The organism is Enterobacter sp. E1 (assembly GCF_016809815.1).
GTDB lineage: Bacteria > Pseudomonadota > Gammaproteobacteria > Enterobacterales > Enterobacteriaceae > Enterobacter > Enterobacter adelaidei.
Map to the genome: position 1 here is coordinate 14,316 of NZ_JAFBJM010000003.1, position 24,732 is coordinate 39,047.

The 24,732-nt window shown below is 55.9% G+C and carries 24 protein-coding genes; 6 read left to right on the top strand and 18 right to left on the bottom strand.

Annotated features, from left to right (window positions below):
- Positions 1-35: 35 nt before the first annotated feature.
- The 11 genes from JGF26_RS09060 to JGF26_RS09110 form a co-directional block, all read right to left on the bottom strand.
- Positions 36-401, bottom strand: a complete 366-nt coding sequence (locus JGF26_RS09060) for a DUF805 domain-containing protein (RefSeq protein WP_028017093.1) — start codon at positions 399-401, stop codon at positions 36-38.
- A 107-nt stretch (positions 402-508) separates the two neighbouring features.
- On the bottom strand, positions 509-1,495 hold the full coding sequence (locus JGF26_RS09065) for a glutathione S-transferase family protein (RefSeq protein WP_134708021.1): 987 nt from the start codon (positions 1,493-1,495) through the stop codon (positions 509-511).
- A 74-nt stretch (positions 1,496-1,569) separates the two neighbouring features.
- Positions 1,570-1,962, bottom strand: a complete 393-nt coding sequence (locus tag JGF26_RS09070) for a DoxX family protein (protein ID WP_023309292.1) — start codon at positions 1,960-1,962, stop codon at positions 1,570-1,572.
- A 203-nt stretch (positions 1,963-2,165) separates the two neighbouring features.
- Complete coding sequence (locus tag JGF26_RS09075) at positions 2,166-2,462, bottom strand: YqjK-like family protein (RefSeq protein ID WP_028017096.1); 297 nt, start codon at positions 2,460-2,462, stop codon at positions 2,166-2,168.
- A complete protein-coding gene (locus tag JGF26_RS09080) occupies positions 2,459-2,857 on the bottom strand; it encodes a phage holin family protein (RefSeq protein ID WP_028017097.1) in 399 nt (132 codons plus the stop codon). The genes JGF26_RS09075 and JGF26_RS09080 overlap by 4 nt, the downstream gene beginning before the upstream one ends.
- A gap of 2 nt (positions 2,858-2,859) precedes the next feature.
- Positions 2,860-3,165 carry a YqjD family protein gene (locus JGF26_RS09085; protein WP_028017098.1) on the bottom strand — a complete coding sequence of 102 codons (306 nt, stop codon included), beginning with the start codon at positions 3,163-3,165 and terminating at the stop codon, positions 2,860-2,862.
- Between the two features lie 29 nt (positions 3,166-3,194).
- Positions 3,195-3,563, bottom strand: a complete 369-nt coding sequence (locus JGF26_RS09090; protein WP_028017099.1) for a DUF1090 domain-containing protein — start codon at positions 3,561-3,563, stop codon at positions 3,195-3,197.
- Positions 3,564-3,706: 143 nt separating this feature from the next.
- On the bottom strand, positions 3,707-4,090 hold the full coding sequence (gene mzrA, locus JGF26_RS09095; RefSeq protein WP_129324164.1) for an EnvZ/OmpR regulon moderator MzrA: 384 nt from the start codon (positions 4,088-4,090) through the stop codon (positions 3,707-3,709).
- Positions 4,091-4,092: 2 nt separating this feature from the next.
- On the bottom strand, positions 4,093-4,755 hold the full coding sequence (gene yqjA, locus JGF26_RS09100; RefSeq protein ID WP_028017101.1) for a DedA family general envelope maintenance protein YqjA: 663 nt from the start codon (positions 4,753-4,755) through the stop codon (positions 4,093-4,095).
- A 343-nt stretch (positions 4,756-5,098) separates the two neighbouring features.
- The gene (gene exuR / locus JGF26_RS09105) at positions 5,099-5,875 is read right to left on the bottom strand and encodes a transcriptional regulator ExuR (protein ID WP_028017102.1); all 777 of its coding nucleotides are present in this window, start codon (positions 5,873-5,875) and stop codon (positions 5,099-5,101) included.
- A 117-nt stretch (positions 5,876-5,992) separates the two neighbouring features.
- Positions 5,993-7,291, bottom strand: coding sequence for an MFS transporter (locus JGF26_RS09110; protein WP_028017103.1), 1,299 nt, complete (start codon positions 7,289-7,291; stop codon positions 5,993-5,995).
- A gap of 477 nt (positions 7,292-7,768) precedes the next feature.
- Between JGF26_RS09110 and uxaC the strand changes: the two genes are divergently transcribed.
- Both uxaC and JGF26_RS09120 read left to right on the top strand, forming a co-directional pair.
- The gene (uxaC, locus tag JGF26_RS09115; protein WP_134708020.1) at positions 7,769-9,181 is read left to right on the top strand and encodes a glucuronate isomerase; all 1,413 of its coding nucleotides are present in this window, start codon (positions 7,769-7,771) and stop codon (positions 9,179-9,181) included.
- Between the two features lie 17 nt (positions 9,182-9,198).
- Positions 9,199-10,686, top strand: coding sequence for an altronate dehydratase family protein (locus JGF26_RS09120; RefSeq protein ID WP_134708019.1), 1,488 nt, complete (start codon positions 9,199-9,201; stop codon positions 10,684-10,686).
- 94 nt (positions 10,687-10,780) lie between these two features.
- On the opposite strand, the gene sstT is transcribed toward JGF26_RS09120, so the two are convergent.
- From sstT to JGF26_RS09140, 4 genes are all read right to left on the bottom strand, one after another.
- Positions 10,781-12,022, bottom strand: coding sequence for a serine/threonine transporter SstT (sstT, locus tag JGF26_RS09125; RefSeq protein WP_134708018.1), 1,242 nt, complete (start codon positions 12,020-12,022; stop codon positions 10,781-10,783).
- Between the two features lie 210 nt (positions 12,023-12,232).
- Complete coding sequence (locus JGF26_RS09130; RefSeq protein ID WP_028017107.1) at positions 12,233-13,198, bottom strand: TerC family protein; 966 nt, start codon at positions 13,196-13,198, stop codon at positions 12,233-12,235.
- 252 nt (positions 13,199-13,450) lie between these two features.
- Positions 13,451-14,449 (bottom strand): Gfo/Idh/MocA family oxidoreductase, encoded by a 999-nt coding sequence (locus JGF26_RS09135; protein WP_108090505.1) that lies wholly within the window; start codon positions 14,447-14,449, stop codon positions 13,451-13,453.
- Positions 14,450-14,519: 70 nt separating this feature from the next.
- Positions 14,520-15,023, bottom strand: coding sequence for a M48 family metallopeptidase (locus tag JGF26_RS09140; protein ID WP_028017109.1), 504 nt, complete (start codon positions 15,021-15,023; stop codon positions 14,520-14,522).
- Between the two features lie 82 nt (positions 15,024-15,105).
- On the opposite strand from JGF26_RS09140, the gene rlmG reads away from it, so the two are divergent.
- Positions 15,106-16,242 (top strand): 23S rRNA (guanine(1835)-N(2))-methyltransferase RlmG, encoded by a 1,137-nt coding sequence (gene rlmG / locus JGF26_RS09145; RefSeq protein ID WP_028017110.1) that lies wholly within the window; start codon positions 15,106-15,108, stop codon positions 16,240-16,242.
- On the opposite strand, the gene JGF26_RS09150 is transcribed toward rlmG, so the two are convergent.
- From JGF26_RS09150 to lsrR, 3 genes are all read right to left on the bottom strand, one after another.
- Complete coding sequence (locus tag JGF26_RS09150; RefSeq protein ID WP_134708017.1) at positions 16,239-18,260, bottom strand: NADPH-dependent 2,4-dienoyl-CoA reductase; 2,022 nt, start codon at positions 18,258-18,260, stop codon at positions 16,239-16,241. The genes rlmG and JGF26_RS09150 overlap by 4 nt on opposite strands.
- A 165-nt stretch (positions 18,261-18,425) precedes the next feature.
- Complete coding sequence (gene lsrK / locus JGF26_RS09155; RefSeq protein ID WP_134708016.1) at positions 18,426-20,018, bottom strand: autoinducer-2 kinase; 1,593 nt, start codon at positions 20,016-20,018, stop codon at positions 18,426-18,428.
- A gap of 32 nt (positions 20,019-20,050) precedes the next feature.
- Positions 20,051-21,022 (bottom strand): transcriptional regulator LsrR, encoded by a 972-nt coding sequence (gene lsrR, locus JGF26_RS09160; protein WP_028017113.1) that lies wholly within the window; start codon positions 21,020-21,022, stop codon positions 20,051-20,053.
- A gap of 215 nt (positions 21,023-21,237) precedes the next feature.
- Between lsrR and lsrA the strand changes: the two genes are divergently transcribed.
- Genes lsrA through lsrD form a run of 3 tightly spaced genes read left to right on the top strand, consistent with a single transcriptional unit; the run spans position 21,238 to position 24,731 of the window.
- Entirely contained in the window at positions 21,238-22,725 is a 1,488-nt protein-coding gene (lsrA, locus tag JGF26_RS09165) for an autoinducer 2 ABC transporter ATP-binding protein LsrA (RefSeq protein ID WP_028017114.1), read from the top strand.
- Positions 22,722-23,753, top strand: a complete 1,032-nt coding sequence (gene lsrC / locus JGF26_RS09170) for an autoinducer 2 ABC transporter permease LsrC (RefSeq protein WP_134708015.1) — start codon at positions 22,722-22,724, stop codon at positions 23,751-23,753. The genes lsrA and lsrC overlap by 4 nt, the downstream gene beginning before the upstream one ends.
- The gene (lsrD, locus tag JGF26_RS09175) at positions 23,754-24,731 is read left to right on the top strand and encodes an autoinducer 2 ABC transporter permease LsrD (RefSeq protein ID WP_028017116.1); all 978 of its coding nucleotides are present in this window, start codon (positions 23,754-23,756) and stop codon (positions 24,729-24,731) included.
- Position 24,732 lies beyond the last annotated feature (1 nt).

Sequence of the window (24,732 nt, forward strand, 5' to 3'; positions counted from 1 at the left end):
AGGCCCGGTAAGCGCAAGCGCCACCGGGCATTGAATCAGGCATTGAGTTTAGGGTCGGCACCAAAGCGGTTTTCGCCTGGCGTGCCGCTCTGACAGTTGAAGATCAAAATGACAATCCAGCCCACAACCGGGATCAACAGCAGCAGTAACCACCACGCTGAACGATCGGTATCGTGTAGTCGGCGGAACTGTACGGCCCAGGAGGGCAACAGAATAAATATGCCGTAAATGGAGGTGAGAACACCTTCCCCGCTTGCCCGCTCCCAACCCAGAATTTTATCCACAATCCCCAGCACCAGGATGAGGATGAAGTTCACCAGAACGAACATCCAGTACTCTTTACGGCGCGCACGGCCACCAAATCCAATGTAGTTACGCAGTACTTTTAAATACCAGTCCATTTTTCCCTGCCTCTGTAATCGGTCAATCACTTGTTTTCTAAGCGATCGAGATAAGGATAGATGGAGATTGTGAATTAAAAAAGGGCATCTATTGATGCCCCTAATATTTAGCGGAAACGGACGTCACGACCGTGCGGCTCATTCAGATCCTGCCACGGGCCAATGGAGATAATGCCCGTTGGGTTGATGGTCTTATGGCTGCGGTAGTAGTGGGTGCGAATGTGGTCAAAATCGACCGTTTCGGCAATACCCGGTGTCTGGTAGATGTCACGCAGAAAACCATACAGGTTCAGGTAGTCACTGATGCGGTGCTTGTCGCATTTAAAGTGGGTGACATACACCGGATCAAAGCGCACGAGGGTCGTCCACAGACGAATATCCGCTTCCGTCAGTTGGTTGCCCGTCAGGTAGCGATGCTGACCGAGCAGTTGTTCCAGACGCGCCAGCGATTCAAACACTTTCCCGACCGCTTCGTCATACGCTTCCTGGCTGGTGGCAAAACCGGCCTTGTAGACACCGTTATTGACGTTGTCGTAAATCCAGCTGTTCAGCTCATCAATTTTCTCACGCAGTTCTGCCGGGTAATAATCTCCGGCGCGAGCGCCATGGGCATCAAACGCGGTGTTGAACATGCGGATAATCTCCGCAGACTCATTGCTGACGATTGTCTGGTTTTTCTTGTCCCACAATACCGGAACGGTAACGCGCCCGGTGTAGTGCGGATCGGCACGCAGATACAGTTGGTATAGGAAATCGTGGTGATAGAGATCGTCCCCCGTTGCTGCAGGGAAATCGGCGTCAAACGTCCAGCCATTTTCCAGCATCAGCGGGTTCACCACCGAAACGGGAATTAACGTCTCAAGACCTTTGAGCTTGCGTACAATCAGCGTGCGGTGCGCCCACGGACAGGCGAGTGAAACATAAAGATGGTAACGATCTTTCTCGGCCGCAAAACCGCCTTCGCCGCTCGGGCCTGGGGCACCATCGGCAGTCAGCCAGTTACGGAAGGCGGAAACTGAGCGCTTGAAGCGGCCTCCGGTAGATTTGGTGTCATACCAGACATCCTGCCAGATGCCGTCTACGAGTTGTCCCATTTTTTTCTCCTCCGTCAGATAGCAAAAGCGAGGAGATATCTCCTCGCTTTGTGTTCATTCAGTATAGCGTGTGCTTACCATTTCTTGTTCAGAACGCGGTCGATGCTGTATGCGCCCGGGCCAGTGACGGCCAGCAGCAGGAAGCCACCAGCGATGGTCAGGTTTTTCATGAACATCAGAGAGTTCACGCCTTCCGCAAAGTTGCTGTGGAAGATAAACGCTGTCAGCACGGTAAAGCCTGCGGTAAACAACGCGGTGGTACGGGTCAGGAAGCCGAACAGCACTGCCAGACCGCCGCCGAACTCAAGCAAAATGGTCAGTGGCAGCAGGAACCCCGGCACGCCCATGGCTTCCATATACTGCTGGGTACCCGCATAACCGGTGATTTTGCCCCAACCTGCCACGATGAACAGAATTGGCATCAGAATACGTGCGACCAGTACACCAACATCTTCTAATTTTTTCATTTTACTCTCCAGGAAACCACATGAGCGGCTGAACATTATTTGTCTGCAATTCCGCGTAGATACCGCGGCGTTGCTGTCGATGGAGAGGATAATAAACGGGGCGGGTGGTAATTGTTAGCAAGGAAAACTGTCAATCTTTTTCAAAGATATTGAGGAAGAGAGGGGGATTTTGCCGGGTGGTGCAGCGCCACCCGGCGAGAAGGCTACCGCAACTGCTGCTGGCGCAGCGTTGCTTTCACCAGACGCCAGGCGCTCCAGACTCCAAAGCCCCGACGCGTCCAGCGAATGAGCTTACTTGGGTGACGAACGCCCCAGATAGCCATAATGCTGGTGCCGACCAGCGCCCAGGAACGAACGTTCAGGAAGGTATTCCAGCCACGATCGAGCGGACGCGTTGCCTCGAGCCAGTCGCGGCGGCTGGCTGACAGATCCAGCCTCTGCTGCTGGATCTGGCTTAACAGAAACGCTTTACGTTTCTGGCGCTCGGCTTTGTCGCTCACGGCTTATCATCCTCCAGCAGGGTGCGATCGTTAGCCAGCTCCTGGCGCGTATGACGCAGGAAAGTGGATTTGCGTGCTTTACGCAGTGTCCATACCCCGCCAATCAACGCTGCCAGCAGCAGGACGACGGTGGTGGCAATCATCGCGTTAAGACGATACTGCGGGTCAATGGCCCAGATGATGAGTACCATCAGGCTCATCAGGCCGAACGCAGCGAAGAGCATGGTCAGCCCGAGCATCAGCAGCATCTGGAAGAGGTTTGCTTTCTCCTCTTCCAGCTCAACGACGGCCAGTCGGATGCGGGTTTCGGCGATGGCGACCAGCGTGGTTAAAATACGCTGGCCGATGCCGAGGACGTTTTTAGCAGGCCCTTGTGCGTGACGAGGATCTTCCATAATCAACGACGCGTGAGCAGGACACCCAGCACCACACCTACCGCGGCACCAATACCTACGCCTGTCCAGGGATTATCCCGAACATATTCATCAGCACGAGCAGCGGCTTCGCGGGTTTGCTTCGCCAGCGCATCACCCGTTTCACCCAGACGATGGCGGCTCTCTTTCAGGGCTTGTTCCGCTTTGCTACGCAGTTTGCTCACTTCTTCCTTGGATTTATCGGCGGAGGAGTTCAGCACCTCTTCCAGAGTGTCGGCCAGGGATTTCAGTTCAGCGCGCAGATTTTCAGACGTCGTATCTTTTGACATGATTTTCTCCTGTTGAGATTTCCGTTAACTCAATAATCGCGAGCTTCCAGCGCTTTCAGGTCATCCTGCGCTTCTTTCAACTTCTTCTCGCGCTTAGCAATTTTTTCCGCATCCCCTTTCTCTTTCGCTTCCTGCAGGTCGCGACGGCGCTCGGCTATCTCGTCCTTCTGTTCAGCGATTTTTTTCTGGTGATCGGCACGTAGCTTGCTGTCTGAACAGTTCGCTTTCACTTCGCTCAGCGCTTTTTTAAGACCCTCAACACGATGGTGATTGTTATGCTTTTCGGCATAACCGATCTCACGCTGAATATCCTGTTCTTTCTCCTGGCAGAGAGCGTTTGCGAAGGATGCTGTGCTTAAAGAAAAAAGGGCCAGAGCCAGAGTCATGCGGAATTTCATTATCGAAACCTTCCATTGTGTTGCGGCGTAAGCCGCTATCCAAAGTTATGCGGAGTACATTTGAGGGGTGCTCCGCGTACTTAAGCATAGTAAGTAAACGGGGGATTCACCAAAGTGAGTGAAAAGATTCGGAATCCTGGAAATTATCCAAGCCGATGCGACGTATCACGAATCAATGATAACCAGGCTGTAGGCTGGCTGTCATCTTCCTGCTGGGCAATGATATATCCTTGCGGCAGCGTTCGGTCGAGAACCACTTTTGCGGCGGCACTTTGCGCACGAGAATCAAACGTGATCAGTAAAACATCATCCTTCGGTGTGATGCTCTTGAAGCGGATCCCGTTCGCATCCAGATGATGCCAGACGGAAAAACCGTCTGGCACACTGGCACCCTGATTGACCGGACGAATGGCCAGCGTAGACTCCTGATGCGAAAGCGCGCTCCAGACCAGAAGCATGGCACTAATAAGCACCAGGACGATCAGGGCGTATGCACAACGACGCAGGGAGAGCGCGGAGATAACCATTGTTAGCTCCTGGCTCCGTATTTTTTCTTCCACAGGACAACCAGTGAACCAATCAGACCGAAGACCAGCAGAACAACGGGCAGCAGCATCAGGCACGACATCAGCTGATCTTCATACTTCATGAAGACGGGGGTTTTACCCAGAGCATAGCCCAGCGTTGTCAGGATCAGAACCCATAGCAGACCGCTCATCCAGTTAAAGAACTGGAAGCGTGTGCTGCTCAATCCGGAAAGACCTGCAATGGTTGGCAACAGAGTGCGTACAAAGGCGATAAAGCGGCCAATCAGCAGCGCGGAGAGCCCGTGCTTATGGAAAAGGTGGTGCGCTCGCTGGTGATAATGGGCAGGAAGATGAGAGAGCCAGTTCTGCACGAGCCGGGTATTGCCCAGCCATCGTCCCTGGATGTAACTCACCCAGCAGCCGAGGCTTGCGGCGACGGTCAGGAGTAAAATAGTTTGTGGAAACGCCATTGCCCCTTTGGCGCACAGCACGCCGACAAGCACCAGCAAGCTGTCACCGGGTAAAAAGGCGGCAGGCAGTAAACCGTTCTCAAGGAACAGGATCATAAACAAGACGAAATAGAGCATGCCAATCATGGAAGGGTTGGCCAGCGTTTCAAAATCCTGCGCCCAGAGGGCATGCAGTAGTTGGGTCAAAAGTTCCATTCAGTGTTCCTGGAAATCGGTTAACGTCACGCCTGTTATCCGGGACAAACAGCACGGCGACATTGTAGTGATTTCATTATGGTCGCTCGCGGACACATTGCGGTGTGGCCAACACTGTTCCCTGTTAATTGGCTGGTTAGCAAGCACTAACTTACAAAATAAGGAATTGAATCCAATTGTAACAAAGCCCAACGGTCTGCGTCACAGAATTTGCGGGGTGGGATGATTTTGGCGCAAGCCCAGGAAGTGAGCGAGGGGATTTACAAAGGCTGACACTATATATGTTTTGCTTACCCACTTAAGCCGGAAGGCGCAACGAAGCGCCTGCCAGCGAAAAGGTGATCTATTTTGCGGCACTGGATGCCGTATCGAGATGAACGACGGGATTATCCGCAAAAAGATAGCGGTCAGCGTTAAATTCAAAGTCGTCGCTGGTTTCATTGAACAGCATCAGCTTCGTGTTTTCCAGGTGCTGCCACATCGCCAGTTTTGCGGCATGCGGGTCTTTACGAATCAGCGCCTTGAGGATTTGATCGTGATCGTCACACCAGTTGTCGACAGTGCGGGAATCAATATGGTCGTGAAGTTTCTTCCAGTACGGGTTGTGAACACGCTGAGTCCACATTTTCTCAACGATTGCCGCCAGCGCCGTATTTTGAGTTGCCAGGGCAACCTGAACGTGGAACTGCAGATCCCACTCTGAATCCCGGAAACATTTTTCCTTACGGGCATTCTCCTGGATTTCCATCAACTTCATGATGTCCTGCTTGGTCACCTGGGTCGCGGCGAATTCCGCAATATTGCTTTCGATCAGTTGGCGAGCCTGGAGCAGCTCAAACGGACCATAGCTGGCGAATTCCAGACTTTCATCTGCGACCGGAGAGTGTTTCGGCTGATTAGAAATCACGTGAATGCCGGAGCCTTTGCGTACCTCAACGTAGCCTTCCACTTCCAGCATGATAATCGCTTCGCGGACAACGGTACGGCTCACGCTTTTTTCATCAGCAATGAAGCGCTCGGCGGGGAGTTTATCACCGACAAGATAGACACCTTGCTCGATACGATCTTTCAGCTCGGCAGCAAGTTGCTGATATAAACGACGTGGTTCGGTGATTTCCATATGCGCTCCAGGCAGGGTACGGCGGATGATTTGTTATACCACTTTTACGTGCCAGTCTCCAGATTTCGCCATGAAAAAAGCCGCCCGAAGGCGGCTTCTTTGATGTGAGATTTTTTACTAACTTTGTGTTGCCGGATTCCCAAGGGACTCTTTCGCCAGCTCCTCGGCTGACTTACTTTTCAGCACCGTCCAGATAACCACCGCACCCATCAGGTCGAAAATAGCCAGTACGGCGAACAGCGGGCTGAAGCCGATGGTATCTGCCAGCGCACCCACCACCAGTGCGAACATCGTACTTGCGGTCCAGGCTGCCATACCGGTCAGGCCGTTTGCTGTAGCGACTTCGTTACGACCGAAGACGTCAGAGGAAAGCGTAATCAGCGCACCGGACAGTGACTGGTGAGCAAAACCACCAATGCACAGCAGGGCGATAGCCACATATGGGCTGGTGAACAGACCGATCATGCCCGGGCCAATCATCAGCAGCGCACCCATGGTCACGACCATTTTACGGGAAACAATCAGGTTCACGCCAAACCAGCGCTGGAAAAGCGGTGGCAGGTAACCCCCCACGATACAGCCCAGGTCAGCAAACAGCATCGGCATCCAGGCGAACATCGCGATCTCTTTCAGGTTAAAGCCGTAGACTTTGAACATGAACAGCGGGATCCACGCGTTAAAGGTCCCCCAGGCCGGTTCAGCCAGGAAACGCGGCAGGGCGATACCCCAGAACTGACGGGTGCCCAGGATCTGCCAGACAGACATTTTTTTGCCGTTGTTGGTCTGATGCTGCGCTTCCTGACCACCAATAATGTAGTCACGCTCTTCTTCAGACAGTTTTTTCTGATCGCGCGGATGCTTATAGAAAACCAGCCACGCCATTGCCCAGGCAAAACTCAGCACGCCAGAAATGATGAACGCCATTTGCCAGCTGTGCATCACGATAGCCCACACCACCAGCGGTGGCGCAATCATCGCACCGATGGACGAGCCCACGTTGAAGTAACCGACTGCAATGGAACGCTCTTTCGCCGGGAACCACTCGGAGCTGGCTTTCAGCCCAGCGGGGATCATCGCGGCTTCTGCCGCACCGACCGCACCACGCGCTACTGCCAAACCGCCCCAACTGCCAGCCAGCGCGGTTGCACCGCAGAACACCGCCCAGGCGATAGCGAAGAAGGCATAACCGATTTTGGTACCGAGAATATCCAGCACATAGCCAGCAACAGGCTGCATGATGGTATAAGCCGCGGAATAGGCGGCAATGATGTAGGAGTATTGCTGCGTGGAGATATGCAGCTCTTCCATCAACGTTGGCGCTGCAGCTGCCACGGTGTTACGCGTCAGGTAGCCCAGCACGGTGCCTAACGTCACCAGTGCGATCATATACCAACGTAACCCTTTAATTTTACGCATCTAAAACCTCATCGTTATGTTATTTCCGCGCCAGAGCACGGCAACGTCTCAACCGTTTCCGGGAGCAGTTGTGTAACGGGAGGGGCGTAACCGGGAGAATGTCCCGGAACGGCCCGAACCTTGCCATAAGTAAGCGTGCATAAGTCGGTATCCGTACCGTTAAACCCGATGCCTCTCACATCGGTAATGCATTCCGTCGGCTGAGTGTTTGCGACGGCGAAAAAGATAACTTGTCATACAACTTCAAAAGGTGAGTGACATCACAAATGTATGATTCTTTGTAGGGACATTATCTGTTGCGTGCAAAGCTAGTTCTGGCGCGGCCTGGAGAAGGGTTTACTCCATATAGGGTAATTTATTTGTTGACGTTTATTGATCTCACTCACGAAAAAAGCTTCGGTTGATGGAAATTGGTGTGATAACTTTGCAGCATATGAACATACGCTTTCTGACGCTCCCGTTACGAGGAAGACGATAATGACGCCGTTTATGACCGAAGATTTTCTGTTAGATACTGAATTTGCCCGCCGCCTGTACCACGACTACGCAAAAGACCAGCCAATTTTCGACTACCACTGCCATTTGCCCCCGCAGCAGGTTGCCGAAAATTACCGTTTCAAAAATCTGTATGACATCTGGCTGAAAGGTGACCACTACAAATGGCGCGCGATGCGTACCAATGGTGTGGCTGAACGTCTGTGTACTGGCGATGCGACTGACCGTGAGAAGTTTGACGCATGGGCAGCGACGGTTCCGCATACCATCGGCAACCCGCTATATCACTGGACGCACCTTGAACTGCGTCGTCCATTTGGCATTACGGGTAAGCTGCTTTCCCCGACAACGGCGGATGAAATCTGGAATCAGTGCAACGCGCTGCTGGCGCAGGAGCAATTTTCTGCGCGCGGTATCATGAAGCAGATGAATGTGAAGATGGTGGGTACGACCGACGATCCGATTGACTCTCTGGAGCACCACGCCGCGATCGCCAAAGACACCGCGTTTGATATCAAAGTGCTGCCAAGCTGGCGTCCGGATAAAGCCTTCAACATCGAGCAGGCTACCTTCAACGACTACATGGCGAAGCTGGCGGAAGTCTCTGATACCGACATTCGTCGTTTCGCAGACCTGCAAACCGCGCTGACCAAACGTCTGGACCACTTTGCCGCGCACGGCTGTAAAGTCTCTGACCACGCGCTGGACGTCGTGCTGTTTGCGGAATCAAACGAAGCCGAACTGGATAGCATCCTGGCACGTCGCTTGTCTGGTGAATCTCTGAACGAGCACGAAGTCGCTCAGTTCAAAACGGCGGTACTGGTATTCCTCGGCGCAGAATATGCCCGTCGCGGCTGGGTACAGCAGTACCACATTGGTGCACTGCGTAATAATAACCAGCGCCAGTTCAAGCTGCTGGGCGCGGATGTGGGCTTCGACTCCATCAACGATCGTCCGCTGGCAGAAGAGCTGTCTAAGTTGCTGAGCAAGCAGAACGAACAAAACCTGCTGCCAAAAACCATTCTCTACTGCCTGAACCCGCGCGATAACGAAGTGTTGGGCACCATGGTCGGCAACTTCCAGGGGGAAGGGATGCCGGGCAAGATGCAGTTCGGCTCCGGCTGGTGGTTCAACGACCAGAAAGACGGCATGGAGCGTCAGATGACGCAGCTGGCGCAGCTTGGCCTGTTAAGCCGCTTTGTTGGCATGCTGACCGACAGCCGCAGCTTCCTCTCCTATACCCGTCATGAATATTTCCGCCGCATTCTGTGCCAGATGATTGGTCGCTGGGTTCACGCAGGCGAAGCGCCGGCAGATATCCAGTTGCTGGGTGAAATGGTGAGAAACATCTGCTTTAACAATGCGCGTGACTACTTCGCCATTGAACTGAACTAAGGCTGTTTGAGGTTGATATGCAATACATCAAAATCCATTCGCTGGATAACGTTGCCGTAGCGCTGGCAGATCTGACCGAGGGGACGCAAGTCACTTTTGATAATCAGTCGGTCACGTTACGCCAGGCCATTGGACGCGGACATAAATTTGCCCTGACCCCCATCGCTAAAGGGGAGAACGTGGTGAAGTATGGTTTGCCGATTGGTCATGCGCTCGCGGATATTGTGCCGGGTGAATACATTCATTCTCACAATACCCGTACTAATCTGAGCGATCTGGACGAGTACAGCTATCAACCTGATTTACCCGCGAAAGAGAGTCAGGCGGCGGATCGTGAAGTGCAGATCTACCGTCGCACCAGTGGTGAAGTGGGGATCCGCAATGAGCTGTGGATCCTCCCTACCGTCGGTTGCGTGAATGGGATTGCACGTCAAATTCAGACCCGCTTTCTGAAAGAGACCAATAATGCTGAAGGCACCGATGGCGTACATCTGTTCAGCCATACTTACGGCTGCTCACAGCTCGGCGACGACCATATCAACACGCGCACCATGCTGCAAAATATGGTGCGCCATCCGAATGCCGGTGCGGTGCTGGTGATCGGTCTGGGGTGCGAAAACAATCAGGTCGATGCCTTCCGTGACACGCTGGGCGTGTTTGACCCTGAGCGCGTACATTTTATGGTATGCCAGCACCAGGATGACGAAGTGGAAGCGGGTATTGAGCAACTCCACCAGCTGTATGAGGTGATGCGACACGACAAACGCGAGCCGGGCAAGTTGAGCGAGCTGAAGTTTGGTCTGGAGTGCGGCGGGTCTGATGGCCTGTCCGGTATCACCGCTAATCCGATGCTGGGCCGCTTCTCTGATTACGTGATCGCCAACGGCGGCACGACGGTACTGACCGAAGTGCCGGAAATGTTCGGTGCGGAACGTATTTTGATGAGCCACTGCCGCGACGAAGAGACGTTTGAAAAAACCGTCACCATGGTGAATGACTTTAAACAGTACTTCATCGCCCACAACCAGCCGATTTATGAGAACCCGTCGCCGGGTAACAAAGCGGGTGGTATCACCACGCTGGAAGAAAAATCTCTCGGCTGCACCCAGAAAGCGGGGGCCAGCCAGGTGGTGGACGTTCTGCGTTACGGTGAGCGGCTGAAAACGCACGGCCTGAACCTGCTGAGTGCACCGGGTAACGATGCCGTGGCAACCAGTGCGCTGGCCGGGGCTGGCTGTCATATGGTGCTGTTCAGTACGGGCCGAGGTACGCCATACGGTGGTTTTGTGCCAACAGTGAAAATCGCCACCAACAGCGAACTGGCGGCAAAGAAAAAGCACTGGATCGACTTTGATGCCGGTCAGCTCATTCACGGCAAAGCGATGTCGTCATTGCTGACGGAGTTTGTGGATACAATCGTAGAATTTGCCAACGGCAAGCAGACCTGCAACGAGAAGAATGATTTCCGCGAGCTGGCGATCTTTAAGAGTGGTGTGACGCTGTAAGTAGCGTGCGGGCTGGTGCCCTCACCCTGGCCCTCTCCCACGGGGAGAGGGTACAAACACTAAAAACGGCAACCTCAGGGTTGCCGTTTTGCTGTTAACCTCGCAGGGCGTTCTTCGCTAAACGCGCGTCTTCCGCCTGACATGCCGCTGCGGTGAACAGCACGTCGGTAGAGGAGTTCAGCGCGGTTTCGCAGGAGTCCTGCAGCACGCCGATAATAAAGCCGACGGCCACAACCTGCATGGCAATCTCATTCGGGATACCGAACATATTACAGGCCAGCGGGATCAACAGCAGTGAACCGCCCGCCACGCCGGATGCGCCACAGGCACACAGCGACGCCACCACGCTCAACAGCAGTGCGGTTGGCAGATCCACCGGAATACCCAGCGTATGCACCGCCGCCAGCGTCAGGACGGTGATAGTGATGGCCGCCCCCGCCATGTTCACGGTGGCACCCAGTGGGATTGATACGGAATAGGTATCGCGATCCAGGTTCAGTTTCTCCGCCAGCGCCATGTTCACCGGGATGTTCGCTGCCGAACTACGGGTGAAGAAGGCGTAGACGCCGCTTTCACGCAGACAGGTCAGTACCAGCGGATACGGGTTGCGGCGGATCTGCCAGAACACCAGCAGCGGGTTGATCACCAGTGCCACCAGCAGCATACAGCCAACCAGAACGACCAGCAGCTGCGCGTAGCCCCACAGCGCGTCAAAGCCGGTGGTTGCCAGCGTGGAGGAGACCAGACCGAAGATCCCGATTGGCGCAAAACGAATCACCAGTTTCACCATGAAGGTCACGGCGTTGGACATATCGTTGACCAGATTTTTGGTGGTGTCATTACCGTGACGCAGCGCAAAGCCCAGACCAATCGCCCAGACCAGGATACCGATGTAGTTTCCGCTCATCAGCGCCGTGATTGGGTTAGAAACCATGCTCATCAGCAGACCGCGCAGCACTTCCACAATCCCGGATGGCGGTGTGATATCGCCAGCGGCGCTGGTCAGATGCAGCGTGGACGGGAAGAGGAAGCTAAACACAACGGCTGTTAATGCAGCAGAGAAGGTACCCAGAAGATACAGGAACAGAATAGGGCGAATGTTGGTTTTTTGTCCGTGCTGATGGTTGGCAATCGACGCCATAACCAGCATCAGAACCAGTACCGGCGCGACGGCTTTCAGTGCGCCAACGAAAAGCGTACCAAGTAATCCAGTTGCTTCTGCTGCAGGCGTTGACACCATCGCCAGCAGAATACCCAGTACCAGTCCTGTCAGAATTTGTTTTACAAGACTCCCCTGCGCCAGGCGCGCAAAAAGCCCAGTTGATTGTGTGCTCATACATAATTCCTGAGTGAGATTGTGTTCCATCCTGGATGTGCTCTAAGTCACATTTATGTCCAGATGTAAGTAAATGTTTGCCTGGTTGAGTATAGGGAAACCGCATCTGGAGGGAAGCGTAAAATGCTGGATTTTACGTGTTGCGTCATGTTTTTTAACTATTAGTTAACGAGAATGCCCGGTAAGCGCAGCGCTACCGGGCAAAACACACTAAACCTGCTGCTTTCTATCGTGCTGGCGGTTAACCCAGGTATTGATAATCAGCGTCACGATCAGAATGCCAAACACCACGCCGAGCGAAATGGCGATAGGGATATGGTAGAAATCGACAATCAGCATCTTGATACCGATAAATACCAGGATCACCGACAGGCCGTACTTCAGCATTGAGAAGCGCTCCGCCGCGCCCGCCAGCAGGAAGTACATGGCACGCAGGCCAAGAATGGCGAACAGGTTAGAGGTCAGAACGATAAACGGGTCAGTGGTCACGGCGAAGATAGCCGGGATACTGTCTACCGCGAAAATCACGTCACTCAGCTCCACCAGAATCAGCACCAGCAGCAGCGGGGTGGCAAACAGCAGGCCGTTCTTACGTACAAAGAAATGCTCACTCTCGATCTTGTCGGTCATGCGCAGATGGCCACGGATCCACTTCACCAGCGGGCGATCGCCAATCGCTGAGCCATCTTCTTTTGCCAGAGCCATTTTGACCCCGGTGAACAGCAGGAACGCACCGAAGACATACAGCAGCCATTCAAACTGCGTAATCAGCCAGCTACCGGCGAAGATCATGATGGTACGCAGAACGATCGCGCCCAGCACGCCATAGACCAGCACGCGGCGCTGCAGGGCTGCAGGCACGGCAAAGTAGCTGAACAGCATCAGCCAGACGAAGACGTTATCAACCGCCAGGGCTTTTTCAATCAGATAACCGGTGAGGAAGGCGAGCGCTTGAGGATCGGCCACCGCACGGCCTTCAGTCGAGGCCAGATACCACCAAAAGGCAGCACAGAAGAGCAGGGAGAGGGTAACCCACACCAGAGACCAGACGGCAGCCTGTTTCATGGTCATGCCGTGTTCGCCACGACGCCCCTGCAAAAAGAGGTCGATCGCCAGCATGATGAGCACGACAACCGCGAATCCGCCCCACAACATTGGAGTGCCGACAGAATGCATACTATTTTCCTTACACATAAAAAAACAAAAACGGCTATGGTCAGAAGACGATAGCCGTTAGCTTTTTATGCATAGACCTCGCCTTCCGGCAAGGTCTCACTTACAACCACGAGGGTTGCCCGGCGACCGGATGCGGTATTGCACGCATCGTAATGACGATCCACCGGCAAGGAAGTTACTCCCCTTTGCGGGTAACAAAATATGTCAGACCATCGGTTTCGTCAATGGTTGACAGGGTTTCATTACACAGCTTTACGCGATAGCTTCTGCGCTCACGTCATCTGCCGGGAAGACCACGCCAGTCTGACGGCGGATCTCCGTTTGCAGTTTCGCCGTGGTGCGACTGACCGCGAGTCCAGGGTGGTTCACTTCGTTGTCTTCGACCAGACGGGCAAAGACCTCTGCCTCATAGAGCATAGTGTTAATATGCTGAGGCTGCGTCAGCTCTTGCGCTTTCCCGCCGCGCGGAACAAAGCTCAGCTTCTGACACTCAGAAATTTTTTCGATAACCAGCGATCCCGCTTCACCCTGAATTTCACTTGGCAGCACAGAATCACTCACTTTTGAATGTTGCAGCGTGACGCTGAAATCCCCGTAATCCAGCGTCACTACGCCGTGCGCATCTACGCCGCTTTCCAGCAGGCTGGCTTGTGCACTGACGCTGTGTGGCTCGCCCCACAGTGCCACGGCGGAAGCCAGGCAGTAGAAACCGATATCCATAATCGAGCCGTTAGAGAAGGCTGGGTTGAAGGTGTTCGGGTTCTCGCCGTCGAGGTAACGCTGATAGCGAGATGAGTACTGGCAGTAGTTAATAAAGGCTTTGCGCACTTTGCCAATTTTCGGCAGGGACTGCTGCAACAGCAGGAAGTTCGGCAGGCTGGCGGTTTTGAACGCTTCGAACAGCACCACCTGGTTTTCGCGGGCAAGTGCAATGGCGGCTTCCACTTCCTGAATATTCGAGGCCAGCGGCTTCTCGCAAATCACATGCTTTTTATGGCTGAGGAACAGCCTGGTTTGCGGGAAGTGCAGGGAGTTCGGGCTGGCAATATAGACCGCGTCAATGGCATCGCTTTGCGCCATTTCGTCGAGCGAGGTGAACAGATGTTCGACCAGGTAATCGTTCGCGAAGGTCTGCGCCTGCTCGAGGCTGCGGGAATAGACTGCGGTGAGTTTATATTTGCCGGTTTCGTGGGCGGCGTCGACGAACTGGCGTGTGATCCAGTTCGTTCCAATGACTGCGAAACGTATCATAAACGTTTACGTACTCCGTAGCTGGGAACCTTTAGCCACTGTAGCACGTCATCATGACAATTCGCGTGCGCTACTGCGCATTACCCTTTAACGATAAATGCGTAAGCCACAAACGGGTATCAAACTCCAGCTGATGGTACTGCGGCTCCATGTGGCAGCACAGGGAATAGAAGGCTTTGTCGTGCTCTTTCTCTTTCAGATGCGCCAGTTCGTGCACCACGATCATCCGCAGGAACGCTTCTGGTGCGTTACGAAATACGGTCGCAACCCGGATCTCCGCTTTGGCTTTCAGCTTGCCGCCCTGCACGCGGGAGATGGCGGTATGCAGACCAAGCGCGTTTTTCAGCACGTGGATCTTGTTGTCGTACATTACCTTGTTGATCGGCGGCGCGCTCTTCAGATACCGGCTTTTCAGATCCTGCGTATACTGCCAGAGGGCTTTGTCGGTCGTGAAATCGTGGGTCCCGGGGTAGCGTTTTTCCAGCACCGCGCCCAGCTTCTGCCCGGCAATCAGGCTGCGAACCTGAGAAAGTAAATGCTCCGGGTAGCCCTGGAGATAAGTAAGTTGGTTCATCAACGCCCCAAATCGACAATAAAACGGTATACTCACGCACCCTTTTCAGGGATACGCCAAATTTTACCATTCAGGAGGGCCGATGAGCCACTTAGACAACGGTTTCCGTTCACTCAACCTTAAACGTTTCCCGGAAACGGACGACGTTAACCCACTTCAGGCGTGGGAAGCGGCGGATGAATATCTGCTGCAGCAGTTGGATGACACTGAAATCAGCGGCCCGGTTTTGATCCTGAATGATGCGTTTGGCGCGCTGGGCTGTGCGCTGGCGGAACATACGCCATACAGCATCGGCGATTCCTACTTAAGCGAGCTGGCGACGCGTGAAAACCTGCGCCATAACGACATCGAAGAGTCCAGCGTGAAGTTTCTCGACAGCACGGCGGAGTACCCGCAGGCGCCTGGCGTGGTGCTGATTAAAGTACCCAAAACCATGGCGTTGCTTGAGCAACAACTGCGTGCGCTGCGTAAAGTTGTCACCCCTGAAACCCGCATCATTGCAGGGGCCAAAGCGCGTGATATTCACACCTCGACGCTGGAGCTGTTCGAGAAAGTGCTCGGCCCAACCACCACCACGCTGGCGTGGAAAAAAGCGCGTCTGATCAACTGTACCTTCAGTGCACCGGAACTGGCTGATGCGCCAGAGACGCTGAGCTGGAAGCTGGAAGGAACCGACTGGACTATCCACAACCACGCGAACGTCTTCTCCCGCACCGGTCTGGATATCGGGGCGCGTTTCTTTATCGAACATCTGCCGGAAAATCTGGAAGGCGAAATTGTAGACCTGGGCTGCGGTAACGGCGTAATTGGCCTGACGCTGCTGGCGAAAAACCCGCAAGCCAGCGTGGTGTTCAGCGATGAATCGCCAATGGCGGTGGCTTCCAGTCGTCTGAACGTAGAAACCAACATGCCAGAGGCGCTGGATCGCTGCGAGTTTATGATCAACAACGCGCTGTCGGGTGTGGAGCCTTTCCGCTTCAATGCCGTTCTGTGTAACCCGCCGTTCCACCAGAAGCACGCCCTGACGGATAACGTCGCCTGGGAGATGTTCCACCACGCGCGCCGTTGCCTGAAAATTAACGGCGAGCTGTACATCGTAGCGAACCGCCATCTGGACTACTTCCACAAGCTGAAGAAAATTTTCGGTAACTGCACCACGATTGCCACCAACAACAAATTCGTGGTGCTGAAATCCGTGAAGCTGGGTCGTCGTCGCTAAATCTTCAGTGCCAGCTGGGTGCCCTGCGCAATTGCGCGCCGCGCATCCAGCTCCATCGCCACATCACATCCACCAATCAAATGCACCGTTTTGCCCGCTTCACGCAGCGGATCGGCCAGATCGCGCTTCGGTTCCTGCCCGGCACATAAAATCACATGATCAACCTGCAGCAGCTGCGGTTCACCGCCGATCAGCACGTGCAGCCCCTCATCATCGATCTTCTGATAACTGACCGCCGGGATCATCTTCACGCCGCGAGAGAGCAGGGTGGCGCGATGGATCCAGCCAGTGGTTTTGCCCAGCCCTTCGCCTGGTTTGCTGGCTTTACGCTGCAACATCACGATCTGACGCGGGCTTTTGGGGAGTTGCTGCCCTTCAGGGCGTAACCCACCGGACTGATTCAGGCTGGTGTCGATGCCCCATTCCACGCAAAACTCGGCAATATTCTGGCTGGTTGCTTCTCCCGGCTGGCTTAAATACATCGCGGTATCAAAACCGATCCCGCCGCAGCCGATAATCGCCACCTTTTCGCCGACCGGTACTTTGTCACGCAATACATCCAGGTAGCTCAACACTTTCGGATGATCGACGCCCTCGATCGCCGGTGTACGCGGGGCGATCCCGCTCGCCAGGATCACTTCGTCAAAATCCATCAGATCGTCTGCCTTCACAAACTGGTTAAGACGCAGATCGACCCCTGTGAGTTCGATCATCCGGCGGTAGTAGCGCAGAGTTTCATAGAACTCCTCTTTGCCGGGGATCTGTTTGGCGATATTAAACTGTCCGCCGATCTCCGTTGCGGCATCAAACAGCGTCACGCTATGTCCCCGTGAGGCGGCATTCACCGCGAATGCCAGCCCTGCCGGACCCGCGCCGACCACGGCGAGGCGTTTTTGGTTGACCACCGGTACGACGGGCATTTTGGTTTCGTGGCAGGCGCGTGGGTTGACGAGACAAGAGGTGACTTTGCCGACGAAGATCTGATCCAGACACGCCTGGTTACAGCCGATGCAGGTGTTGATCTCATCCGCGCGGCCGCTCTGCGCTTTGGACAGCAGTTCGGCATCGGCCAGGAACGGACGAGCCATCGACACCATATCGGCATCGCCGCGTGAAATAACATCGTCCGCCACCTGCGGATCGTTAATACGGTTGGTGGTCACCAGCGGAATAGAGACTTTGCCTTCCAGCTTGCGCGTCACCCAGCTGAACGCCGCGCGCGGTACCGGCGTGGCGATGGTCGGAATGCGGGCTTCGTGCCAGCCGATGCCGGTGTTAATGATGGTTGCACCTGCGGCTTCAATCGCCTGTGCCAGTTGCACGGTTTCGTCTAATGTTCCGCCGCCCTCCACCAGATCTAGCATCGACAGGCGGAAGACGATAATAAAATCAGCGCCCGCACGTTCACGCACGGCGCGCACCACTTCTACCGCAAAGCGCATGCGACGGGCATAATCACCACCCCATTCGTCGTCACGGTGGTTAGTGCGGGCGGCGAGGAATTCGTTAATCAGGTAGCCTTCTGAACCCATCACCTCGACGCCATCGTAGCCCGCTTCACGTGCCAGCGCGGCGCAGCGGGCAAAGTCATCAATCAGCGCCAGGATCTCGTCGTGGCTGAGGGCATGCGGTTTGAAGCGGTTAATGGGAGCCTGAATCGCCGAGGGGGCGACCAGATTCGGTTGATAGCTGTAGCGGCCGGTATGCAGGATTTGCAGGGCGATTTTCCCGCCTTCATTGTGCACCGCATCGGTCACGATGCGGTGGTGAGGCAGCTGTGACACATCGTTCAACACCGCGCCGCCCTCCATGCCGACGCCGGAAGGCGCAGGCGCGACGCCACCAGTAACAATCAGCGCGACCCCGTGCCGGGCACGCTCGGCGTAGAAGGCCGCGAGACGTTCAGCCCCGTCCGGATGCTCCTCCAGACCGGTGTGCATAGAGCCCATTAACACGCGGTTTTTGAGCGTTGTGAACCCCAGATCAAGGGGGGCGAATAGCGACGGGTAGCGGCTCATAGTGTCTTCCAGTGTAAAATTATTGTTATGTGGTCGGATGAGTTACTAATTTAGCCAGCGTCAGCAGAAAGGTAAAAACGGGATCGAATGATTGTGATAGAACTCAAAGAACTTCCCCGGTGGCGCTGCGCTTACCGGGGCTACAAAACTTAATCTCCCTCTCCCTCAGGGAGAGGGCCGGGGGGAGGGGGTGCGCACCAGCCCCGGAGCCTGCCACATCGACGTCGTCAGCCCGCTGTCCACCAGCCCAAGCTGGTCGGCATACACCGCCTGCCACTTCTGCATCATGCCGTCATACAAGTCGCGGTGTTCCGGGTTCGGCGTAAACTCCCGGCTCCACTTCACCAGCCGCTCGCCCGTTGAGGCCATATCTGCAAACAGTCCCGCCCCCGTTCCGGCCGCAATCGCACAGCCCAGTGCCGTGGCCTCTTTCACTTCCGGAACGCGTACCGGCAGCCCGGTGACGTCGCTTAAAATCTGGCTCCACAAGGCACCTTTCGCTCCCCCACCGGCGAAGACGAGGCTCTCAAACGTCACGCCGGAAAAACGCGAAATCTGAGCCAGATTGCAGGCCGAAACAATTGCGGCGTTCTCTTCCAGCGCACGGAACAGCGTCGCCTTGTTGCACTTTTCCGGGTCGATGGAGAGGTTAATAAACGACGGCGCAGCGTGATACCACTGCTTAAAATGCATGGCATCGGAGAAGATCGGCATCACCCCATGTGAGCCCGCAGGCACGCGGCTGGCCATCTCTTCCAGCAGGGTGTAGGTATCCATGCCCATCCGCTCGGCAATCAGCTTTTCCTCTGCGCAGAAGGCATCACGGAACCAGCGCATCGTCAGCCCGGTGAAGAAGCTGATTGACTCCGCCTGAACCATGCCAGGAATAACGTGTGGGTTTACGCGGATATTCATCTCAGGATCGGTTCGTACCTGCGGAAGGTTGACCACCTGTTGCCAGAACGTCCCGCCTAACACTGCCGTTTGCCCGGCGCGCACCACGCCCAGCCCCAGACACCCAAGCTGCACGTCACCACCGCCCATCACCACCGGCGTCCCTTCGCGCAGACCGCTCTGCTGTGCGGCGGCTTTGGCGATCGTGCCCAGCACGGTGCCGGTTTCTTTTACCGGGGAGAGGATATCGGCGCGCAGCCCGGCCATGTCCAGCAGTGCGGGTCGCCAGTCACGGGAGAACAGATCCAACATGCCGGTCGTGCCCGCGTTCGACGGATCTACCGCCAGCTCGCCGGAGAGCTTCGCCGCCAGCCAGTCGCTGATCATGGTGATGGTCGCCGCTTTGCGGTAGATATCCGGACGATGGTGCGCCAGCCACAGCAGGCGCGGCATGGCGCTCAGGGCCAGGGTCTGGCCGGAGACGTCATACACTTCGGATTCAAAACGGTCGTCGTGGATCTCTTTGAGTTCAGCCACCTCGCGGCTGGCGCGGGCGTCGACATTAGCGCAGGCCCAGATGGCTTCGCCGTTGCGATCATACAGAACTATTCCCTCGCGCATGGAGCAGCAGGCAACGGACTGAATATCCGCCGCGCTCAGTCGCGCGCGCTCCAGCGCCTGGCGAATGCACTGGCAGGTGAGCTGCCAGTTGGCGGCGAGGTCAAATTCCATCGAGCCCGGCACGTTCTCCACGCTCAGGTGTTTCCACTCGGCCTGGCCGACGGCAATCTGGTTGCCCTGCAAATCAAAAATAACGGCGCGAACGCTGCCTGTCCCTGCATCTAACGCTAAAAGGTAACTCATGAGCTTGCCTCGTGTCAGGCGCAGGGCTGCTCTTATCCGGCCAGAGCCAGCACCGCGCGGGCTGTCGTCTCTTCCGTCACCAGGCCATTGATACGGCGACCTTTCAGTGCGGCATAAATCGCATCGGCTTTCTCTTCACCTCCGGCCACGCCAACGATGGTGGGCAACTGCGCCAGTTCATCGAGCGTGACGCCCAGTAATTCTTTATGGATCTCCAGCTCCTCGACGCATTCCCCTTCGGCATTCAGGAAGTAACCGAGAATGTCCCCCACCGCGCCTTTGCGGGCATACATCAGCTGTTCGCCTTCGCTGATATAGCCAGAGCGCAAGATCGTCGCGTCACGGCGCTGGTTCACGGAACCAATCCCCACCACTGCGACATCAGCCGCCTTCGCGGCGAGGATCACGTCCCGCACGCTGGTTTCGCGTTTTAAGATCCCGGCAACAGAAGCGGATGAAACGCGAAGCGGGGCAGGGATCATACTGACGCTACAGGCCGCATCGAGCTGGCCGATGCCGGTCATATACGGCCCGACACCACCGGAGAGCGTCACCAGACGGATCTGCTGCGAGCTAATAAAACCGCTTAAGTGCTGCAGGCTGCTCATGGTGGTTTCACCAAATCCCACCGCTAAAAGCTGTCCGGGTTCCAGCACGCCCATCAGCGACTGCGCGGCACCAATGCCCAGTCGGACGTTCATTGGCGGCGTATTCAGGGCAGGCATCACGCGCACCAGCTTGAGCCCAAAACGCTGCTGCAATTCGGTTTCCAGCGCCAGACAGCCCTCATAACGAGAGTTGATCTGCACGCGTATCACTCCGGACTGGCGGCCCTTTTCCAGCAGGCGCGAGATCTTCAGACGTGGCAATCCGAGCCGTTCGCCAATATCGTTCTGGGTCAATCCATCGTGGTAGTAACACCACGCCACGCGAGCCACCAGCTCCTCTTCCGCCAGCGCCAGCCCGGCAAACCGACCTTCTTCCGCAGTGCGTTTATCGCTCATAATTGAACTCTTATAAAAATTTAGATCATATGTTCGTGATGACGCGGGTGGAAAGTGTGAGCCGCGCGGCAAAACGGATCTTTTAGTTTGTTTCGGGTTTATCTGGATCTTAATCAATAAAACTGTGATCCCTGCACGGTTGTAAATATAGTTCACCGTCTACGCTTTTGAACATTATTAAATCTAAAAATCATTTGTTCAATGGCGGGGCGATGATGACCTTACTTCTCGAAGCGCGTGATATCTGCAAGCAATTCTCCGGCGTGCCGGTCTTAAAAGGCATTGATTTCACGCTGTTTGCGGGTCAGGTGCATGCGCTGATGGGCGGTAATGGCGCGGGGAAATCGACGCTGATGAAGATCATTGCCGGGGTGGAGACGCCGGACAGCGGTGAACTTTCGGTATCCGGACAGCCATTTGCGCGGCTTACCCCAGCGCAGGCACACAAGCTCGGCATTTATCTGGTGCCGCAGGAGCCATTGCTGTTTCCCAACCTGACGGTGCGGGAAAACATCCTTTTTCGCCTGCCGCGTGAACGCGATCTGGATAAACGCCTGGCGGAGAAACTTCGCCAGTTGCAGTGCCAGCTTAATCTGGATGCCACTGCCAGCACCCTGGAGGTGGCGGATCAACAGATGGTGGAGATCCTCCGCGGGCTGATGCGCAACGCGACGATCCTGATCCTCGACGAACCCACGGCTTCCCTCACGCCCGGCGAAACCGAGCGGTTGTTCCGGCAGATCCGCGCCCTGCAGGATCTCGGTGTTGGCATTGTCTTTATCTCGCATAAATTGCCGGAAATCCGCACGCTTTCGAGTCACGTCTCGGTAATGCGAGACGGCGCGGTGGTACTCAGCGGCGAAACCGCGCAGTTTGACGATAGCGCCCTGATCGCCGCCATGACGCCGGTGAGCCGGGAAAAAGGCTTAAGCGATGCACAAAAACTGTGGCTGGCGCTGCCGGGCAACCGCCGCACCCAGCCGCAGGATTTCCCGGTGTTGCGCGTGGAAGATCTCACCGGGGAAGGTTTTATCGATCTGAATCTGGAGATTTACGCAGGCGAGATCGTCGGTCTTGCCGGGCTGGTGGGGTCCGGACGCACCGAGTTAGCCGAAACCCTCTACGGCTTGCGTCCTGTGCGCGGCGGCCGCGTCTGGCTCGAAAATCAGGAGATCACCGACGATCCGGTATTTTCACGGCTCGATAAAGGTCTGGTCTATCTGCCGGAAGATCGGCAGGTTTCCGGCTTATTTCTGGATGCGCCTGTCCGCTGGAACACCGTGGCGCTGAACGAACCTTCCCTCTGGCAGCAGCGCAAGCGGGAATCTGCGGTGGTGGAGCGTTACCACCGGGCGCTGGGGATCAAGCTTAACCATGCGGAGCAAACCGTGCGCACACTCTCCGGTGGCAACCAGCAGAAGGTGCTGCTGGCGCGCTGTCTGGAGGCCAATCCGTTACTGCTGATTGTTGATGAGCCGACGCGCGGCGTGGATGTCTCGGCACGCGCCGATATCTATCAACTGCTCAAAAGCGTGGCGGCACAGAACGTGGCGGTGTTGATGATCTCAAGCGATCTCGATGAGTTTCCCGGGCTTGCTGACCGGGTGCTGGTGATGCACCAGGGCGTACTCAGCGGCGAATTGCCGCGCCACGCCGTCAGCCTCGACAGAATGATGGCGCTGGCGTTTGGAGGGCAATCATGAAGACCTTACTGAAAAACCGCGAGCTGAGCGCCTTTCTGGCGATCCTCGCCCTGTTTGCTGTGCTGGTGGCGCTCAACCCTGCGTATTTCAGCCTGCAGACGCTGGGGATGATCTTCGCCAGTTCGCAAATTCTGATCCTGCTGGCACTCGGTGCCGCGCTGGTGATGCTGACCCGCAATATTGATGTCTCTGTGGGTTCGACCGTCGGGCTGTCTGCCATTGCCGTGGGCGTGGCGCTTAACAGCGGCTACACCTTGTCGGTATCCATGCTTTTTGCGTTATCGGTTGGGGCGCTGGCGGGGGCATTCAACGGTTTTCTGGTCGTGGGCCTGCGCATCCCGGCGATTGTCGCCACGCTCGGTACGCTGGGATTGTATCGCGGGGCGATGCTGCTCTGGACGGGTGGAAAGTGGATTGAAGGGCTGCCGCCGCAGCTGAAATCCCTCTCTGAACCTGCCGCCTTCGGTCTATCACCGCTCGGCATTGTGGTGCTGTTTTTAGCCGCGGCAGGGGCGTGGACGCTGTCGCGCACCGCCTTTGGACGTGATTTTTATGCCGTTGGCGATAACCTGGCAGCCGCGCGCCAGCTGGGTGTGGCGGTGAATCGCACGCGGATGATCGCCTTCACGCTGAACGGCATGCTGGCGGCCTGTGCCGGGATTGTCTTTGCCGCGCAGATCGGTTTTGTGCCGAACCAGACCGGAAGCGGGCTGGAGATGAAAGCTATCGCCGCCTGCGTGCTCGGCGGTATTTCGCTTTTAGGTGGCACGGGCACGCTAATTGGCGCGTTACTTGGTGCCTTCTTCCTGACGCAAATCGACACCGTGCTGGTGTTGTTTAAGCTCCCGGCCTGGTGGAATGATTTTATCGCCGGGCTGGTACTGCTGGGGGTACTGGTGCTCGACGGGCGTCTGCGTCAGGCTCTGGCGCGTCATCAGCGGGCGCTGAAATACAGCCGCTTCCAGCCGGGTAACCGGGGGGGAAAGCACGTCACCCCGTTTCCGAAACGCAAAAAAGAGGTGGCGTAAATGAAGCTTAACTGGGAAAGCACGCTGCTGATTTTACTGGTGCTGGAGATCCTGCTTTTTGGTGCCATCAACCCGCGTATGCTGGATATCAATATGTTGCTGTTCAGCACCAGCGATTTCATCTGCATTGGCATTGTGGCACTGCCGCTGACGCTGGTGATTATCAGCGGCGGGATCGATATCTCCCTCGGATCGACCATTGGCCTGTGCGCCATCGCGCTGGGAGTGATGATGCAGTCGGGGTGGCCGATGGCGGTGGCAATTCCGCTGACCTTACTGCTCGGCCTGCTGTGCGGTTTATTCAACGCCGCGCTTATCCACTACACCGGCATTAGCCCACTGGTGATCACTCTCGGCACGCTCTACCTCTACGGCGGCGGGGCGCTGCTGCTCTCCGGTATGGCGGGGGCGACGGGCTATGAGGGCATCGGTGGCTTCCCGGACAGCTTTACCGCATTCGCTAACCTCACACTTCTCGGCTTGCCGCTCCCGCTGGTGCTGTTCGCGGCGATCACCGTTTTCTTCTGGCTGATTACCCATCGCGGGCGCTTTGGCCGTCATCTGTTTCTGATTGGGCAAAACCCACGCGCAGCGCGCTATGCGGCGCTGTCGGTCAACGGCATGCCGTACGTGCTGTATGGTTTGGTCGGGGTTGCCTCGGCGATTGCCGCGCTGGTGATGGTCTCCTATTTCGGTTCCGCGCGCTCGGATTTAGGGCGCGATTTACTGATGCCTGCGCTGACCGCCGCTGTACTTGGCGGGGCCAATATCTACGGCGGTTCAGGTTCGGTAATCGGTACTGCACTGGCGGCACTGCTGGTGGGGTATCTGCAACAGGGTTTACAGATGGTCGGCATCCCCAACCAGGTGTCGAGCGCGCTGTCAGGGGCGCTGTTGGTTGTGGTGGTGATGGGACGTTCGTTGAGTCTGCACCGTGAATGGGTGCGATCTCTCTTCACAAAACTACCCGGAGCGTAAG

Excerpts from the sequence above, each read along its gene's own strand:
- lsrC (WP_134708015.1), top strand. The coding sequence starts at position 22,722 with ATGAAGACCTTACTGAAAAACCGCGAGCTGAGCGCCTTTCTGGCGATC.
- exuR (WP_028017102.1), bottom strand. The coding sequence starts at position 5,875 with ATGGAAATCACCGAACCACGTCGTTTATATCAGCAACTTGCTGCCGAG.
- mzrA (WP_129324164.1), bottom strand. The coding sequence starts at position 4,090 with ATGGTTATCTCCGCGCTCTCCCTGCGTCGTTGTGCATACGCCCTGATC.
- JGF26_RS09065 (WP_134708021.1), bottom strand. The coding sequence starts at position 1,495 with ATGGGACAACTCGTAGACGGCATCTGGCAGGATGTCTGGTATGACACC.
- JGF26_RS09110 (WP_028017103.1), bottom strand. The coding sequence starts at position 7,291 with ATGCGTAAAATTAAAGGGTTACGTTGGTATATGATCGCACTGGTGACG.
- JGF26_RS09070 (WP_023309292.1), bottom strand. The coding sequence starts at position 1,962 with ATGAAAAAATTAGAAGATGTTGGTGTACTGGTCGCACGTATTCTGATG.
- rlmG (WP_028017110.1), top strand. The coding sequence starts at position 15,106 with ATGAGCCACTTAGACAACGGTTTCCGTTCACTCAACCTTAAACGTTTC.
- uxaC (WP_134708020.1), top strand. The coding sequence starts at position 7,769 with ATGACGCCGTTTATGACCGAAGATTTTCTGTTAGATACTGAATTTGCC.
- lsrD (WP_028017116.1), top strand. The coding sequence starts at position 23,754 with ATGAAGCTTAACTGGGAAAGCACGCTGCTGATTTTACTGGTGCTGGAG.
- JGF26_RS09150 (WP_134708017.1), bottom strand. The coding sequence starts at position 18,260 with ATGAGCCGCTACCCGTCGCTATTCGCCCCCCTTGATCTGGGGTTCACA.
- yqjA (WP_028017101.1), bottom strand. The coding sequence starts at position 4,755 with ATGGAACTTTTGACCCAACTACTGCATGCCCTCTGGGCGCAGGATTTT.
- lsrR (WP_028017113.1), bottom strand. The coding sequence starts at position 21,022 with ATGAGCGATAAACGCACTGCGGAAGAAGGTCGGTTTGCCGGGCTGGCG.
- sstT (WP_134708018.1), bottom strand. The coding sequence starts at position 12,022 with ATGAGCACACAATCAACTGGGCTTTTTGCGCGCCTGGCGCAGGGGAGT.
- JGF26_RS09060 (WP_028017093.1), bottom strand. The coding sequence starts at position 401 with ATGGACTGGTATTTAAAAGTACTGCGTAACTACATTGGATTTGGTGGC.
- JGF26_RS09085 (WP_028017098.1), bottom strand. The coding sequence starts at position 3,165 with ATGTCAAAAGATACGACGTCTGAAAATCTGCGCGCTGAACTGAAATCC.
- JGF26_RS09135 (WP_108090505.1), bottom strand. The coding sequence starts at position 14,449 with ATGATACGTTTCGCAGTCATTGGAACGAACTGGATCACACGCCAGTTC.
- JGF26_RS09140 (WP_028017109.1), bottom strand. The coding sequence starts at position 15,023 with ATGAACCAACTTACTTATCTCCAGGGCTACCCGGAGCATTTACTTTCT.
- JGF26_RS09120 (WP_134708019.1), top strand. The coding sequence starts at position 9,199 with ATGCAATACATCAAAATCCATTCGCTGGATAACGTTGCCGTAGCGCTG.
- JGF26_RS09090 (WP_028017099.1), bottom strand. The coding sequence starts at position 3,563 with ATGAAATTCCGCATGACTCTGGCTCTGGCCCTTTTTTCTTTAAGCACA.
- JGF26_RS09130 (WP_028017107.1), bottom strand. The coding sequence starts at position 13,198 with ATGCATTCTGTCGGCACTCCAATGTTGTGGGGCGGATTCGCGGTTGTC.
- lsrA (WP_028017114.1), top strand. The coding sequence starts at position 21,238 with ATGACCTTACTTCTCGAAGCGCGTGATATCTGCAAGCAATTCTCCGGC.
- JGF26_RS09080 (WP_028017097.1), bottom strand. The coding sequence starts at position 2,857 with ATGGAAGATCCTCGTCACGCACAAGGGCCTGCTAAAAACGTCCTCGGC.
- lsrK (WP_134708016.1), bottom strand. The coding sequence starts at position 20,018 with ATGAGTTACCTTTTAGCGTTAGATGCAGGGACAGGCAGCGTTCGCGCC.